At 39.6% G+C, this 14,636-nt stretch carries 19 protein-coding genes and 4 pseudogenes; 20 read left to right on the top strand and 3 right to left on the bottom strand.

Going from position 1 to position 14,636, the window contains the following annotated elements; translation table 11 throughout:
- The 9 genes and pseudogenes from HSISS3_RS11665 to HSISS3_RS06230 form a co-directional block, all read left to right on the top strand.
- A pseudogene (locus HSISS3_RS11665) lies at window positions 1–139 on the top strand (IS3 family transposase); the annotation flags it as partial.
- Window positions 140–557: 418 nt separating this feature from the next.
- On the top strand, window positions 558–1,397 hold the full coding sequence (locus tag HSISS3_RS06265) for a DUF4300 family protein (RefSeq protein WP_021152103.1): 840 nt from the start codon (window positions 558–560) through the stop codon (window positions 1,395–1,397).
- 67 nt (window positions 1,398–1,464) lie between these two features.
- The gene (pezA, locus tag HSISS3_RS06260; RefSeq protein ID WP_021152102.1) at window positions 1,465–1,941 is read left to right on the top strand and encodes a type II toxin-antitoxin system antitoxin PezA; all 477 of its coding nucleotides are present in this window, start codon (window positions 1,465–1,467) and stop codon (window positions 1,939–1,941) included.
- Window positions 1,941–2,714 carry a zeta toxin family protein gene (locus tag HSISS3_RS06255; RefSeq protein ID WP_042771901.1) on the top strand — a complete coding sequence of 258 codons (774 nt, stop codon included), beginning with the start codon at window positions 1,941–1,943 and terminating at the stop codon, window positions 2,712–2,714. Before pezA ends, HSISS3_RS06255 begins: the two co-directional genes overlap by 1 nt.
- A gap of 71 nt (window positions 2,715–2,785) precedes the next feature.
- Window positions 2,786–3,537 (top strand): annotated as a pseudogene (locus HSISS3_RS06250) (CPBP family intramembrane glutamic endopeptidase).
- Between the two features lie 215 nt (window positions 3,538–3,752).
- On the top strand, window positions 3,753–4,748 hold the full coding sequence (locus tag HSISS3_RS06245; protein WP_051176048.1) for a FecCD family ABC transporter permease: 996 nt from the start codon (window positions 3,753–3,755) through the stop codon (window positions 4,746–4,748).
- Between the two features lie 4 nt (window positions 4,749–4,752).
- Window positions 4,753–5,508 (top strand): ABC transporter ATP-binding protein, encoded by a 756-nt coding sequence (locus HSISS3_RS06240; RefSeq protein WP_021152098.1) that lies wholly within the window; start codon window positions 4,753–4,755, stop codon window positions 5,506–5,508.
- A gap of 20 nt (window positions 5,509–5,528) precedes the next feature.
- Window positions 5,529–6,544 (top strand): annotated as a pseudogene (locus tag HSISS3_RS06235) (ABC transporter substrate-binding protein).
- Entirely contained in the window at window positions 6,525–7,214 is a 690-nt protein-coding gene (locus HSISS3_RS06230) for an alpha/beta hydrolase-fold protein (protein WP_021152095.1), read from the top strand. The pseudogene HSISS3_RS06235 and the gene HSISS3_RS06230 overlap by 20 nt, the downstream one beginning before the upstream one ends.
- A 316-nt stretch (window positions 7,215–7,530) precedes the next feature.
- On the opposite strand, the pseudogene HSISS3_RS06225 reads toward HSISS3_RS06230, so the two are convergent.
- Window positions 7,531–8,123 (bottom strand): annotated as a pseudogene (locus HSISS3_RS06225) (class I SAM-dependent methyltransferase).
- Window positions 8,124–8,277: 154 nt separating this feature from the next.
- On the opposite strand from HSISS3_RS06225, the gene HSISS3_RS06220 reads away from it, so the two are divergent.
- On the top strand, window positions 8,278–8,865 hold the full coding sequence (locus HSISS3_RS06220) for a TetR/AcrR family transcriptional regulator (protein ID WP_021152093.1): 588 nt from the start codon (window positions 8,278–8,280) through the stop codon (window positions 8,863–8,865).
- Between the two features lie 110 nt (window positions 8,866–8,975).
- Window positions 8,976–9,287 (top strand): hypothetical protein, encoded by a 312-nt coding sequence (locus tag HSISS3_RS06215; RefSeq protein WP_021152092.1) that lies wholly within the window; start codon window positions 8,976–8,978, stop codon window positions 9,285–9,287.
- Between the two features lie 50 nt (window positions 9,288–9,337).
- Here the strand turns inward: HSISS3_RS06215 and HSISS3_RS06210 are convergent, their stop codons facing one another.
- Both HSISS3_RS06210 and HSISS3_RS06205 read right to left on the bottom strand, forming a co-directional pair.
- On the bottom strand, window positions 9,338–9,535 hold the full coding sequence (locus HSISS3_RS06210; RefSeq protein ID WP_042771899.1) for a hypothetical protein: 198 nt from the start codon (window positions 9,533–9,535) through the stop codon (window positions 9,338–9,340).
- Window positions 9,536–9,639: 104 nt separating this feature from the next.
- The gene (locus HSISS3_RS06205) at window positions 9,640–10,059 is read right to left on the bottom strand and encodes an SP_0198 family lipoprotein (RefSeq protein ID WP_021152091.1); all 420 of its coding nucleotides are present in this window, start codon (window positions 10,057–10,059) and stop codon (window positions 9,640–9,642) included.
- Window positions 10,060–10,245: 186 nt separating this feature from the next.
- On the opposite strand from HSISS3_RS06205, the gene HSISS3_RS06200 reads away from it, so the two are divergent.
- The 9 genes from HSISS3_RS06200 to HSISS3_RS06165 form a co-directional block, all read left to right on the top strand.
- Window positions 10,246–10,638, top strand: coding sequence for a YbgA family protein (locus HSISS3_RS06200; RefSeq protein WP_021152090.1), 393 nt, complete (start codon window positions 10,246–10,248; stop codon window positions 10,636–10,638).
- Window positions 10,635–10,997, top strand: coding sequence for a TIGR02328 family protein (locus tag HSISS3_RS06195; protein WP_042771897.1), 363 nt, complete (start codon window positions 10,635–10,637; stop codon window positions 10,995–10,997). Before HSISS3_RS06200 ends, HSISS3_RS06195 begins: the two co-directional genes overlap by 4 nt.
- Window positions 10,998–11,009: 12 nt before the next feature.
- On the top strand, window positions 11,010–11,387 hold the full coding sequence (locus tag HSISS3_RS06190; protein ID WP_021152088.1) for a hypothetical protein: 378 nt from the start codon (window positions 11,010–11,012) through the stop codon (window positions 11,385–11,387).
- 4 nt (window positions 11,388–11,391) lie between these two features.
- Window positions 11,392–11,754, top strand: coding sequence for a hypothetical protein (locus tag HSISS3_RS06185; protein ID WP_042771896.1), 363 nt, complete (start codon window positions 11,392–11,394; stop codon window positions 11,752–11,754).
- 101 nt (window positions 11,755–11,855) lie between these two features.
- Window positions 11,856–12,254, top strand: a complete 399-nt coding sequence (locus HSISS3_RS06180) for a CPBP family glutamic-type intramembrane protease (protein ID WP_021152086.1) — start codon at window positions 11,856–11,858, stop codon at window positions 12,252–12,254.
- A gap of 403 nt (window positions 12,255–12,657) precedes the next feature.
- Complete coding sequence (locus HSISS3_RS06175; RefSeq protein WP_021145692.1) at window positions 12,658–13,272, top strand: hypothetical protein; 615 nt, start codon at window positions 12,658–12,660, stop codon at window positions 13,270–13,272.
- Between the two features lie 107 nt (window positions 13,273–13,379).
- Window positions 13,380–13,646: a helix-turn-helix domain-containing protein gene (locus tag HSISS3_RS11660; RefSeq protein ID WP_134954288.1), complete on the top strand. Its 267-nt coding sequence runs from the start codon at window positions 13,380–13,382 to the stop codon at window positions 13,644–13,646.
- A complete protein-coding gene (locus HSISS3_RS06170; protein ID WP_021152084.1) occupies window positions 13,612–14,088 on the top strand; it encodes a DUF6287 domain-containing protein in 477 nt (158 codons plus the stop codon). Before HSISS3_RS11660 ends, HSISS3_RS06170 begins: the two co-directional genes overlap by 35 nt.
- 174 nt (window positions 14,089–14,262) lie before the next feature.
- Window positions 14,263–14,636, top strand: a 374-nt coding sequence (locus HSISS3_RS06165) for a helix-turn-helix domain-containing protein (protein WP_167546246.1), incomplete at its 3' end; no start/stop codon positions are given.

Below are 14,636 nucleotides of genomic sequence, written 5' to 3'. Positions count from 1 at the left end.
CCGGTATAGCCATGCCTTACTGCATAGTGATCGAGGATTTCAATTTACACGGCGATCTTTTACCTACATGTTGAAAGCGCAGGGCATGACACAGTCAATGTCTAGAGTCAGTCGTTGTATCGATAATGGGCCAATGGAGAGCTGGCAGGGAATTATAAAGGAAATGAGAGCAGTTCTTTATCCTAATGTGTCAAGTTTTGAAGAGATGAAAGAGGCTTACGAAAAGACCATTCACTATTACCTATATCATGATCCCCAAGAGAGATTCAATGGGAAAACACCAGCTCAAGTGAGAGCTGAAGCACAAGAAAATCCAGAACAAGCTCCATATTATCCAATTAAACAATCTAAAAAATATAGAGATTACTGGAAAACTATTGCCGATAAGAAAAACCAGACTGCTTAACCCAAAGCAACCTGGTTCCTCACATTTTATTTATTTCAATTGTCTACTTGACACGGTACGTATCATAGCGACAAGGCTTTTTTCTTGTGGAAAAGCATCTTGAGAAGGAGTAGTTCACAAAATCTGGTATAATGAAGCCAAGGAGGCGCCTATGAAACATCTAAAAAAACAGACGCTAATTCTTTTATCTATAGCTAGCCTATTCCTTGTCGGTTTAGCAGCTTTTGCACATCTCCACAAAAAGGAGGAAAAACCAAGTTACTCCAACCTTAATAATAAGGTCAGTCTTAATGAGGTACGTTCCATTCTCTCGAAACATTTGGACAAGGGGAGTGTGGATAACTTTATCAATCTGGTCAAGGATTACAATAACACTGTGGGTTCTGTTGGTTTATCAGGGGATTTTGCGCCATTTACCAAAACAGACTATGATGTGGAAAAAATCAGTAGCCTGTGGACAACCAAGCATGGTGACTTTATCGGCACTAACTGTCGTATCAACACCTACACGCTACTGAAAGGCAAAATCAAGATTCCTCAAGTCAAAAGTGATACTGAGCTCCTTTTCCAAGACAAGGACGCCATTGACAAGGGAAAGCTCTTTGATACCAAGGACCAGGCAAACTTTGACATTCTTTTTTCAAGGGTCAAGACTGAAGCTACCCAAGATGTCAAGGTTCACGCCAAGCATATGGAGGATTACTACAAACATTTCACCTTTGATGCCAAGGCACGTATGCTGTCAGTTGTAGTCCACGATAATTTGGATGGCGATTCCCTTTTTGTCGGTCACGTCGGAGTCTTGGTGCCTACGACGGATGGCTACTTATTTGTTGAAAAGTTGACCTTTGAAGAGCCCTACCAAGCCATTAAATTTTCTAGTAAGAAGGATTGCTACAAGTATCTGACAACCAAGTACAAGGACTATACCGGACCAGGTCTAGCCAAACCCTTTATCATGGATAATGACAAATGGGTAGATATGGACTAGGTTAACATTACGCACCAAATTTGGTGCGTTTTTATGTTATAATAATATTAAAGTAAAGGAGGACATGATGATTGGAGAAAATATTAAAGCTGTACGAAAGTACAAACAGTTGACACAGCCTGAATTAGCTAACTTACTTGGTATTTCACGCAATAGTCTTAGTCGGTATGAAAATGGAACAAGTGCTATTTCAACAGAATTGTTGGACCGTATTTGTCAGACATTGAATGTTTCTTATGTTGATCTTGTAGGAGAAGAGAAGATGCTCACACCGGTTGAAGACTACCAGTTGACCACGAAGATTGAAGTGTTGAAAGAACGTGGAGCCGGTATTTTATCACAGCTTTATCGCTATCAAGATAATCAAGGAATTGCCTTTGATGATGAAACGAATCCATGGATTCTTATGAGTGACGATTTATCTGACTTGATTAATACTAAGATTTACTTAATTGAAAGTTTTGACGAAGTTGAACGTTATAGTGGTTATATGGACGGTATCGAACGTATGTTAAGGCTAGCGAGTCAACAGGTGGTGGCCTAATGACATTAGCCAACTACAGAGACGTAGACTTTCAAGGAGCTTTAAAAAGGACAATGCGTTCATTGACACGTGGAAAAACCAACTCGAAGCATCCAAAAGCCTTTTTGTTAGGTGGTCAAAGTGGTGCTGGAAAGACAACCATTCATCGTGTTAAACAAAGAGAATTTAAAGGCAACATCATCATCATTGATGGAGACAGCTTTCGCTCTTTGCATCCTAACTATCTTGAATTGCAGGAAAAGTACGGCAAGGAAAGTGTTAACTACACGAAGACTTTTGCTGGAAAGTTAGTTGAAGCTTTGATAGAAGAACTGAGCAAATTGGGGTACCACCTTCTGATTGAGGGTACATTGAGAACTGTAGATATTCCTAAAAAAACAGCCCAATTGTTGAGTTCTAGGGGATACCAAGTAGCACTTGCCTTGATAGCAACAAAGCCTGAACTCTCTTATCTTAGTACTAAGATTCGTTATGAAGAACTTTATGCTTTGGAACCAAGTCAAGCGAGAGCGACACCTAAGGCGCATCATGATGCGATTGTAGACCGTTTAGTGGAAAATCTTCAAGAGCTGGAAACTAGTAGTATTTTTGAGTACATCCAGATTTACCAACGAGATAGAAGATGTATTTATAATTCCTTGGAGGATGAGGGAACAGCATCGTCAGTTCTTCGCGAAAAATTATTTGGTGAGTGGTCACCTATTGAGAAGTCTATGCTTATCCAGGAAAAAGAAAGACTGAAAGAACTCGTTGAAAAAAATTCTAAAAAATGAGTTAGCATTATTTATTTCCTACCTCCTATTAACAACCTGAACTGCCAAGAAAAAGGAAAAGGTATCAAGATATGAATAGAAAACAAGCCTTGTCGTTTTATCTGGCGGGCACCTTTGGACAAATCTTATTAGTCAGTCTTCTTGTTTGGTTACTAAGAGCAGGAGAAGTTAGGGTTGATTATGGGACTCCAATTGGACTCTTTACCCTGATGTTAGGTGGCTTGTCCTCAGCTATTTGGGGAGGCTATGTTAGCATTCGCTATCATCATTCTAGTTTTAAACAGCTTGTCAGAGATTTTTTCAAGTCAAACAAGCTCCTCTTAACTATCTCTTAGTCCTCATTTTTATAGGATTGGATTTTTTACCATTGGTTTTGAGTGGGAAAATGATTATTCCAACTTGGTATCTTCCCATAATTTTATTTGTAAAAGCCCTCGTTTTTGGTGGTATCGAAGAAATCGGTTGGCGTTATTTTTTCCAGCCTACTTTGCAAGAAAAGTTAACCTATATAGTATCAACTCTTTGTACATTTGTAGCCTGGTCACTGTGGCATTTGCTCTATTTTTACATTGATGGATCTCTCGCAATGGTTAAATTGCTACCATTTTTGCTTGGCTTATTCAGCAATTGTTTCATCTTATCCGCCATTTATACAAAGACCAGAAGTCTTTGGCTGTGTGTCATGACACATGCTTTAATCAATTCCTTGTCGCAACTGTCATCAACTGAGGAGAACCTTGGATTATCCCTTGTGATTAAGGTGTTGATAATTCTTCTTGCCATGAGAATAGCTAGTAGCAGTATGGAGAAAGCTAAATCCTAAGCTGGTTTGGTATCAATCTTATCAGAGATTTATAAATCTTAAGAGTAGTTCAAGACTGCTCTTTTTTCTATGTAATACTAAAATGACCTTGCCCATCTCTTTGAGGCATGTTATACTAGAAATGTATTGTCAAAATTTTCTGACATTACAGGTGGAAAGGAGGTGCTAATGCCTTTTAAAAAACAAAACACCTTGTTTTTTCCCGCTACCTAAGCCTGCTCTGTCTGCTTCTATTTTTAGTAGTAGCGTCAGTTTTTATAGCAGTGTCTTTAGGAGCGGTCACTATAGATTTAGGTGATACCTATGGTATCATCCTCAGTAAATTGGGGCTTCCCATTGCCAGTCATAGCATAGCTAAGCCACTTGAAGCCATTGTTTGGAATATGCGAGTGCCGAGGGTTCTCCTAGGGCTAATGGTCGGTGCAGGCCTTTCTATGTCAGGGAGTGTTATGCAGTCAACCGTCAATAATCCTATTGCTGAGCCCTATATATTAGGAATCTCGGCAGGAGCAACTTTTGGAGCAACCTTGGCCATCATTTTAGGCCTTAAAGCTGTGGTAGGTTTGGGTGCCTTTGTGGGGGCTATCCTAGCGACGGTTCTTGTTTTAATCATTGCCTCTATGCAAGGGAGAGTGACCACCTCTGGCCTGATTTTATCTGGAACGGTTGTTAATGCCCTCTTTATTGCTTTTGCCAATTTTATAATCTCTATTGGAGCGACAGCAGATAGTGTCATGACTATTAAGTTTTGGACTATGGGTTCATTGACAGGAACATCTTGGTCAGATTTGCTGCTTCCAGCGGTAGTGGTTGGTTTGGCCTTTCTCTTTTTCTCAACACAGTATCGTGTCTTCAATGCCATGATGATGGGAGATGAAGCAGCTTTGACTTTAGGGATTCCACTTAAACTCTATTGGTATCTTTATATTGCCATCGTTGCGGTCATAACGGCCGTCTTGGTTGCTAGCTGTGGTATTATTGGTTTTGTCGGCTTGATTACCCCTCATATTGCTAGAAGTTTAGTCGGGACTAATTATCGTAAGCTTTTTCCAGTAGCAACTCTCCTAGGTTCCTTGTTTGTGGTTTGGGCAGACGTTTTAGCTAGAATCCTCGTTAAAAATGCAGAGCTACCTATCGGTATCTTTACAGCCTTAGTTGGTGCACCTTTCTTTATTTATATTGTGACTAAAAATCGTAGGAAGGTGGTTTAGACTTATGGATGTAAAGTGTAAGGATATTCATTATTCGATTGGAGAGAAAAAAATCCTAAATGGAGTCTCCCTAAAGGTCGAAGGCGGACAATTCCAGACTATACTAGGACCAAATGGAAGTGGGAAATCAACCTTGCTCAAAACCATTTATCGTCAGTTGAAACCAGATAGCGGTCAGATTTTACTTGATGGAAAAAGCCTAGATCAGGTAAGCCTAAAGGAAACTGCAAAAGAAATGGCCGTTGTGACACAGTTTAACACCCTTCAATTTGATTGTACGGTGGAAGAAATTGTCATGCTTGGCCGAACGCCCCATCTTTCCTTTCTGCAAAAAGAATCGGAGCGGGACCTCTTGCTTGTCCAGAATGCCCTAGACAAGGTTGGCATGTCTGAAAAGAAGGTACGCTATTATTCATCCCTATCAGGTGGCGAAAAACAAAGAGTTATACTAGCGCGTGCTTTGGCTCAGGAACCTAAACTCCTTTTATTGGATGAGCCTACCAACCATTTGGATATTAAGTATCAGTTGGAGATGTTGGCCTTGGTCAAGGAACTCGGCATTAATGTTCTTGCAGTTCTCCACGATATTCAATTGGCCTGTCGTTTTTCAGATTATATATACCTATTGAAAGGAGGTGAGATTGTTGCCCAAGGTGTCCCAAGGGATGCCGTAACTCCACAATCCTTGCAGGCGGTTTATGATGTTCAGAGTCGTATTACCTGGACGGATGACCAGCAGGCAATGATTCAGTATTTATAAGCCTAGGAAAGGAAGGCCTTATGAACAAGAAAACTTTTGGTATCGCATTAATCGCTGCAGCAGTCCTCACATTGACAGCATGCAGTTCTACATATAAAAACAGCACATCATCGTCATCAGCAGCAAAAGAAACGGTGAAAAAGACCAATTCAGAAACGCAGTATCCTTTGACCGTCAAAACTTATGACGATAAAGGAACAGAGTTAGATCAAGTCTTCAAAAAGGCACCAGAAAAGGTTATCACAAACAACCTTTCATCAACGGAAATCTTGATTGAGCTTGGTTTAAAAGATAAGATTGTCGGTATGCTTAACCCTGACAATGAAGTAACCGATAAATATAAGGAAGACATTGCCTCAATCCCACATATTGGTGATAAGAAGACCATCTCTCAAGAAGCCATCTTGGCTTACGGACCTGATGCCCTTATTGGTCGTAACATGATGTTCTCAGACAAATCAATGGGAACCATCAGCACGTGGAACAGCAACGACATTCCCGTCTATACGCAAAAAGCTTCTGTTTCAACAACCAAACAAGATTTGAATAATATCATCGAAGATGTTAAAAATATTGGTGACATTTTCAACGTTCAAGACAAGGCAGACAAGTATGCAGGACAACTCCAAAAGCGTATCGACGCCGTTAAAAAGAAAACAAGTCTTCTGACAAAGACTTGAAGAAGGCTCTGATCATGTGTGCCTACAACGATGAGACCTTTGGAACTTATAAATCTGCCCTTCAAGAAAGTATGCTTAATCAGCTTGGTTATACCAATGTTGCGACAGGAACATCAGATTTGACTCTGGAAAATCTTGTGTCAATGGAACCAGAATTGATTATCTATGTAACCAGTGACCGTAATAAGGCCATGGACAAGGATGCTAAAGACAAGATGGAAAAGAACCCTGTTCTTGAAAATGTTCCAGCTGTTAAAAACAAGAAAATCCTGACTATTTCTTATGATGAGCTTATGGATTACGGTCCATCTGTGATTGATTCTCTTGAGAAGGTTAATGACTTTGTTAATAAATAAAGACTTTGTCTGCCATGGCATTCGAGTGACGATTGCCCTTCCTGGGTCTTATGATGCTACTAAGACTTATCCAGCTGTTTTTCTGAACGATGGTCAACTGGATTATCTGGGAAAACTAGCGAATTCTGTTATCCTGATAGGCCTTGAGCCCAAGCATCGCTTGGATGATTTTACACCTTGGTATGCTCAGGCTTTGAGACCTGGAAATCCTGATTTTGGTGGCAAGCTAGCCAGCTATCATGACCAACTATTTGGTGATGTTTTCAAACGCATCGCACAGGAGTTCCTACTGGATGAAAGTCGTATGGCTTACGGAGGCTACTCACTAGGTGGTTTGGCAGCTATTTCCAGTCTTTATAGCAGTGATAAGATGCCTTTGATCTTCTCCATTTGTGGATCCTTCTGGTATCCAAATTTTGTAGATTACTGCAAAGCCCACCAGCTTCTTAATAAGACTTGCTCGGTATATTTACATAACGGTTTGACCGAGGGGGCTAATCATAAGAATAGACTGGCCAAAGCTCCTAGTTATGCCAAAGAAGTGCATGAACTTATCAAAAAACAGTGCTTGTCTACTTATTCAGCATTTGACCCCTACGGTCATCATGACCATCTCCAAGAAAGATATGATGCTTTTTCGGACTGGTTGATTGAAGGGTGGAAACTCTGAAATACTGCTATTGGTGATTGAGTAGGAAAGAGAGAAGAAAAGTAGTGAAGAAGATTCCAACGATGGAATCTCTTCACTACTTTTTGTTATGCTCGAAAACTACCATCACAGTTGATGCTTCCGAAAAGTTTTTAGACATGAATCAAAAAAACGCCTTAACTCCGTATATTAAAAGTAATTTACTTACCTTTGACTTATATCCTAACTTCAAAAGCGTAAAGCTTACACAAAGAGAAGACTAACTTAGTCTTCTCTTTTCGTGTTGCTATGGGGGAGAGCTTTTCTTAAGTCAAGTGGGAATTTGTCTATCAATTTCCTAATGTCTTTTAATAACAATGTATAAAACCCATTTGTGATTTTGCCTTTCTTCAATCTTTGAAAATCCAATACTTATTAATAACTGACTCAATTCAGAACTTGTTCCATAATCTGTCATATGATACTTAATTTTTCTTTTTCGGAAGCAATAATCAGAGTAGAATGATTGGACATGACTCGATAGATTTCCTGAAAGCTTTGTTTTAAATCTTTCCAGAAAATATGGGTCTGAATGGCAAAGACAAGATCAAAATAATGATTTTGGTAGGGAAGATTTTCGACATTTCCAACCATCAGCTGGACACTATCGTTTTCTATTGACTTTAAAAGCATCCGTTTAGCAGTTTGATAAGACTCCTTGGAAATATCAATGCCATAAATGTCAAGATTTTTATCTAAAGCAAGTAGGTTTTTGATAGTGCTACCACCGCCATAACCGATTTCTAAAATCCGACTATTATCTGAAATGGTAGTCTGTTTGATTGCCCAAAGACTGAATTTCTTAAAATAGGACGACCAGATGTTGGTAATCACTCGCCCGACAAGACCACTCGGATTTTTAGATTGCTTTATAAGATATTGAATGAGCATGTTCCCTCCCTTTTTTGCAAATAAAGTTTGAAATAGCGACGATTAAATTTCAAACTTTATTATAGAGAAAGGTAGTCAGAATAGCAAGAAAAATGAAATATACAGGTATGTATTTCAAACTTATGCTACAATTGGTAGTAACTGAGGTGTTCACATGAATCAATATCAAAAGACGACTGAGAAAAAGAAGCAAGCGATTATTCAAGCAGCTTTGCATCTATTCAAAGAAAAAGGTTTTAAGGAAACGAGTATAAAATCTATTGCAGAGGTAGCAGAAGTATCACCTGTTTCTATCTACAATTATTTTGGGAGCAAAGATAATTTGGTGGCTCTTTGTGTTAATGACTTGTTTGAAGAAATAACCCAGCAAGCCGAGGATATTTTAAAAAGTAATCTAGCTTTTAATACAAAATTAGACCAGGCTTTAGACCTATGTCAGGAGAAAATGAGTCAGCAAATCTCGGACTATTTTCAAGATAAAACGGTGAGAGATCCCGCTTTCTCAAGTCTCCTAACGAAAGCAATCACTGCAAAAAAACGTGACATCTATCGTGCTTATATTCATCTCGGAAAAGCAGAGGGCCTTATTGCTGAAGACCTATCGACAGAGCTTATTTTAAATGTTATGGATGCTCTCAATAGTGTGGGAAATCAGTTAGCCCATAGTGATAATTTAGAAACAGATGTTAAGCAAATCCATCAGATCTTTTTGTACGGTATTTTAGGAAAAAAGAAATCATGATTTTCCTAATTCTATTATTGTTCACAGCTAGCAACATCCCATCCCAATCAGTTGTATATTCTCATGTAAGAGTGTAAAATCTACTATATAAAGATAAAGAGGAGCAAGTTATGGAATTAAAAGATTTTACAGAACAAGAACAAAAGCAAATCGAAAAAGGTTTGAGCACAGCTGAGATTTCTGATAAGGAAGCGGCTAAGAAGTTGCTTGACTTGGTACCACAAGAATGGATTAAACGTATTCCTTTCTTTGTGAGAAGTCATGCGACGACTAAGACAGTCGAGCGTGTAGCCAAGCAATATCCTGAACTTTATGCAGTGGCTAAGCGCCAAGGGGACCTTCCTGAAAAAGAGAGAGAAGAGTTACGTAAGATTATGACAGACATTTTTGAAGAAAAGATGAACAAACACAAGATTAAATAATGTGGTATCAAAAGAGGTATAAGTCTCCAAACTTATACCTCTTCTTATCTTTACTTCCTATCTGGCTTGGATAGACTAATGGCAACCATTGTCGCACACAGGAAAAATGCAGCTAGTAACCCTTTTGTAGTGGGAGTCATAAAAGGCTTATCAAAGACAAAATAGTTATATACAGAAAATCCCAACCCAATAAGAGTCACCATAATGGATACCGCAAAGAGCGTCACCCATAGTTTTCTTTGATTCATCGTCAACCTCCTATTTGTATTCGCTTTCTTTACGCTTATAGTATAGCATAAAAACGAAGAACTCTTAGCTAAATCCAGAAAGATTGTAGCTAAGAGTTTTCATATTATTTTTTCAATACAAGGGTATCGTTAGGATCGTGGTCATCATCTTCAATAGTTAGCTGATTCCCATCAAGTTTATAGTATTTGATATCATCCCCAATCGTTAGACTTTGATTGTCAGGGTTGACTGTTACAGACTTGCTTTCCTTCTCGCCCTCTGCTTCGTCCTCTTCCCAAGTTCCAGTATTTCCGGAGATGGTAAGAGTAATACGATCATTTTCATCAGTTCCCTTATAGGTGCCATCTAGCCCTTCAGTCTGTTTGGTAGCTTCAGAACTTTGAGAAGATGAAACCTTACTTGAACTTTGTTGGGTGCTTGCAGAGCTTTCAGGTGTTTGAGCCTTCTGGTTTGAGCAGGCTGCTAAAAGACCAAGAACTGCCATAGAGGCAAGAGAAAGTGTGAGTTTTTTGGACAATGTCATAGGCTTGTCTCCTTTCTTTGATAACTCAAGTATAGCAAACGTTTTCAAACGAACCAAGCAAAATCTCCTTTCTGAAAATGTTTGGACTATTTTTGAAAGTTAAACCGATACGGATTAGGAGGATGGTCTATGCTCCCTATTTAAACTATGCTATACTGTTAAGAAAGCAATAAAGGAAGGTCTCTAATGACAACAAGCAATCCCCGCCGCCAGTGCGAGCGACTTTGGGCAGCAAATAAGTACCTGGTGCTCAGCCATTCCAACAAGATTTACCTAGAAATCCGTACCTATCTAAAGCAAGATGAGGTTCGTTTGGATCAGGTTCAGGCCTACATTGATCAAGCCCTGGACCTTCCTGAAAATCCAGGTCAGGTCGTTAATGCCTTCCAACATATCTGGGGCTATTTTAAGAAAGAAGCAACTACCAGTGAGAAAGAGATGTTTATGGCCCAATTGGATAGCTATGCGGCAGGTCGTATTTCCCAGCTCCATTTGGTGACATCCGTCAGAGAGCTCCTCACAAAGTATCCTAATCGCTATCTTGAGGAGTCAACTCTGATTAATGGAGGTAGCAAATGAGACTATGGCATCAAGCCTTGATTTCAAAACTACCCCGTCAGCAATTATTAGGACAACACCGAGAATGTTGTGCCCTTCGTGGCAAGGGGTGGCAACGCAAACATGCGACGGTTAACTATGTTTTTGATTATTCTCCATATCGCCTGTTTAGATACCATGAGCTTATTATGCAAGAAATGACGAAACGTGGCTATCGTGTCAGCCCCGAATGGTTTGAAAAAGAGTATCGAGGAAAGCAACTGCCAGCCTACGACAGGCTTGAAGAGGAAAATTTACCGCCTATTATTTATCCAGAGCATAATGCTATCTATTTACAGGAATGTCTGGATAATCTGAAGCAAAAAGGCATCATTATTTAAAGGAGAAAAAAGATGGATTTATTTTATTGGTTAACGGTTCTTAGGAAGAAATCAGAAGGTCTAGTCATGCGTATTTCGACAGCAGATGAGGTGAACTATGATACGATTGCAGGCCCAAGAGAAAGTGACATCTGGGATGCTCTTGTGCAACTTCCTGTATCCTATGATAGTCTTTATTTTACCTATGGCGGTAAAGAGTCCCCTCGTTTCATCTTTGTAGAGTACGAGAATGGCAAGTATCGCTTAGAGCACGACACAGCAGACTTAGACACTGGTATGACTAATGTGGCTCGTGTGTCTCAAGACCTGGCTAGAGATATAATCTACCATTTTGCTAAAGAGCATACCGTCGAGATTGATGAGCATTGGGAGCAAGAGAAGGTAAGGTAGTCTGATGGCATCCCTTACTCTAGAAAGCAGACGCAGACGACGAAAAGCCTTGTGGCTAATCATTGAAATCATTTGTCTGGTTCATGTTGCAATCATTGTCCCTCGTGACCGGGTATTTACTCCCGAAAAATGGGCCCATACTCCAGATTCCCTACGTCACAAGTTGATGTGGAGTTTTCAACGCCAGTATCAGCTTGAAGGAATGGCGCGAAAAGAAGTGGAGAAGCTTTTGGGCCAGGGGGATGATGTTCAAGGAAGTGTTGAGTACAAGCTGGCCGACGATTGGATTGGTGGCTGGCGCGTTTACCATATCGAGTATAAGCAGGACCGTGTGATTCGTGCCAAAGAAACCTGGCAAGACTGGTAAGAAATGGCTTTCTTATTTTTTAAAAATAGTATAATCAAGGTGCAAGGTATCTATTTTTAAAGGTCAAAGTTGTCTTTTGGCTAGAAAAGGAGGACAAAGTCATGAACTTGTTTATGTCTAAACTGGTGAACGGTATTTTGGAACTGATCATCGTCTCCTTCATTCCTTTTATGACTTGGTTGATTTGGAGGAGAAAAAAGGTCTGCTTCTTTGACTGGATTGGTTTAAAGAAGGTTCAAACCCAGCAGAAAGGGCGGTTAGTACAGACGATTTTTGGTTTTACCCTACTTTGTACTCTTTTTTCGGTAGTGCTTTTCAGTTGGTTTGACCCTAGCAAAACAGCCACAGCAGATTTTTCTGGAAAGGGAATTGGAGCTCTCCCTGCCATTCTAGCTTACGCTATCTTAGGGACTGCCTTACCAGAAGAAATCTTTTTTAGAGGTTTTCTTTTGAAAAGATTGCAAGGAAAACTAGGATTTCTAGGAGCAAATCTCATCTAGTCATTATTATTTGGTCTGATTCATGCGCTTATGTTTATCCAACTAATAGGCTTTCTAAAATCTGTTATGATTTTTGCCTTTATCAGTCTCATAGCTTACGTCTTTGGTGCTATCAATGAGAAAAAAGTAGGTGGCTCTATTCTTCCAAGTATCTTTATCCAGGCTTTTGCAAATACTGCTGCAGGTCTCTGCTTAGCGATATCACTCCTTTAGAGGAGTAGGGATGAGTCTATAAGAGCAGGTGATTATCTGATACTGCTCATCACTTTTATTTCTCTTAGACTGTGAAGACTAGCTTGAGCATTAAGAAAATATGAGAGAATTTCCAGTTCTTACTCGCTTTTTTCCCCTTATTACAGTACAATAGACCTCAAAAGTGAAAATTTGAAACGAGGTATTCCCTATGTGGAAATGGTTTAAGCGACTCATTGTCCTCGTCATTGTGCTCTTTATTGCAGTGGCGGCCCTTCTCATTCCGGACAAGATTGACAGTCAAGACCAATTAAAAAATGTATCAACACAAACTACTTTAGCTGACCTAGCTAAAGCAGGTATTGGAGGGGCGTCCCTATCATCAGGCGGTCTTTCTACCGAAATTAATCTCGATAGTAACCAACTGCGTCAGGTGCTTAAAGCAAGCCTTTCGGATTCTAAGGACGAGACACTACAAAATAGCACCGTAGATTTGGGAGATTCCTATCTGACAGTTAAGGTACCAGTTTCCATTGGCCCAGTCGGATCAACATTTAGCCTTGATTTTACAGTTAGTACTAACAAGGAAGTCATCCTACTAGACTTAGCAGGTGCTCACCTAGGTCGCCTTCCAGTCCCTAAATCACTGGTTCTACCTTACCTCAAGAAGAGCATCGCTCAATCTAATAGTGGTATCCGCATGGTTAACGATCAGATTCAGCTTAAACTCCCTGACATCGGCTACGAGATTGACCAAGCCTCAGTTGCTAACGGTAAGATGAAAGTCAAACTCAACATTCCAATTTCCTTGCCAACCAGTTGGTAATTTACAACCATTTGTTCAAAAATGAAATCCAAGACCAAGTCCAAGTTGACTTGGTTTTTTGCAGTTTGAAATTGATTTTTGTAATTGTTATAATACTAAAAGTAACAATGTTCGTAATAATCTTAAATAGACTGGAGAAAGTTATGTTGGGACAAGACTTTGGTCACCGATTAAGAGAATTAAGATTAGCACAGGGTCTAACAAAGGAGACATTTTGTGATGATAAGAAGGTTCTATCTGTTCGTCAATTAACAAGAATAGAGAGTGGAAAATCGCAACCTAAACTAGAAACATTAGACCACTTGGCTAAACGCTTGAATATATCCGTGTCTGAACTTCTTGGAGAAAAACATCTGTATTGCAGATGCCAGTAATGTTGCTGGCACTTCTCAACAGGAAGTTGCGTCAACCAATCCTACTGAAGGAACAGCTGTAGGAAATCAGGGAGCTACAACAGAACAACCAGCTACTCCAGCTGCTCCAGCTGAACAAGCATCAACTACCACTGCAGTTGATACTACAGCAATTGCCAATGGTGATTTCTCTAGTGTTGCTGGTACCTATCAAAATGACTTAGGAGATACAATTATGGTTTCCCCATCTGGTAGTGTGACTCGTGTTACTGCCGAAGACGGTTATAGTGACACAAGTAGTCAGCTACATAATGGTTTTGCTCAAGATGGCAGTTATGTAGCAGGATTTGCTCACAATGATGGACCAACCAGTGACCCAATTTTCTTTGATAGTAATGGACAAGTTCGTTTTGGTTCTGATGCGATATATGGTAGAATGCATGTTTACAACAAATTAGACTAATGGCATTGTTCCCCCCAGTACGTAATACTAAAATAGTAAAAGTAATAGAAGGAGCACACTTAAAAAATTCGAAACTATTGATTCAACTTAAAAAGCCAGTTCAACTGATATAGTCCTACTTAAGTAGACAGTAAAAATACATAAAGTACTGTTTACGAAAGTAGGATTTTTATTATGTCTAGAAAAAGTAAGGTTTCTTTTGAAGGCAAGCTGAGGGCTGTTACCTGGTATCTTGAAGGTAAAGCCTCCTGTTCTCAACTAGCTCGTCAGTTTGGGGTCAATCCTTGTACTATTAAAGACTGGGCTACAGCCTATCAATATCAAGGGCACGAGGGGCTAAAGTCTCTAAAGCATAACCAAAATTATTCTACAGAGTTTAAGCTAAAATGCATTGAAGCCTATTTAACAGGAGAAGGTTCCCTTCAAGAATTAGCTAGAAAATTTGGGCTAAGAAGTCATGAACAAATCAGACAATGGGTTTTCAGGTATAATAGTCATAAAGAACTAAAGGATTACAATCCTATTCCGGAGGTTTATCATATGACTAG

Source organism: Streptococcus sp. HSISS3, assembly GCF_000448605.1.
GTDB classification, from domain to species: Bacteria; Bacillota; Bacilli; order Lactobacillales; family Streptococcaceae; genus Streptococcus; species Streptococcus raffinosi.
This window is presented reverse-complemented; position numbering and strand designations above follow the sequence as displayed.